1 protein-coding gene is annotated in these 599 nt (G+C 65.3%); it reads right to left on the bottom strand.

Annotated features, from left to right (window positions below):
- Window positions 1–599, bottom strand: a 599-nt coding sequence (locus ACLQ3C_RS21475) for an ISL3 family transposase (RefSeq protein WP_425707117.1), incomplete at both ends; no start/stop codon positions are given.

The raw sequence follows: 599 nt of genomic DNA, 5'->3' as shown, positions 1-599 counted from the left end.
CGCAGCTGCTCTTTGAGCATGTACGCCTCAAACAGGTCACTGTTGTCGCGGCGCAACTGCTCGACCACACCACGCTGGTCGGGGGTTTGGTCGGCGTGACTTTTGCGGACTGCCCACATCGCACCCGTGCGGCCACCGCCGGCCGCGGCCAGGGTACGGCGACGAACCTTGTCGACCATCGTCCCGGCCCACTGAATCATGTGGAACATGTCCAAGCACTGCACCGCCTGTGGTGCCTGCTCGGTGATCACCGACCAGATCCAGTCGGCCCCATCAGCCGAGACCTTCTTCACCCGTGCCGAGCGTTCGGGCCCCAACGCGTCGAAGAACCGGCGCAGGGTATCGCTATCGCGGCCCTCGGCCGCCCACACGACCAACCCGGTGTCATGGTTGATGACCACCGTCAGATAGCGGTGACCCTTGCGGTAGGCGATCTCATCGATACCGATGTTGACCAGCCCTTCCAGACGGTCCACGCCGGCGAAATGCCCGTCAACGACCCGCTCCACGATCGCCGAGACAGTGCGCCAGGCCACCCGCGTGAACTCGGCGACCGCCGAGATCGTCGAGTGCGCGGCCAGCCACGCCACCATGTCATC

Source organism: Gordonia sp. DT30 (assembly GCF_049844915.1).
In the GTDB taxonomy this organism is placed as follows: domain Bacteria; phylum Actinomycetota; class Actinomycetes; order Mycobacteriales; family Mycobacteriaceae; genus Gordonia.
The sequence above is the reverse complement of the archived record's forward strand: the minus strand, read 5'-3'. Positions and strand labels throughout refer to the sequence as shown.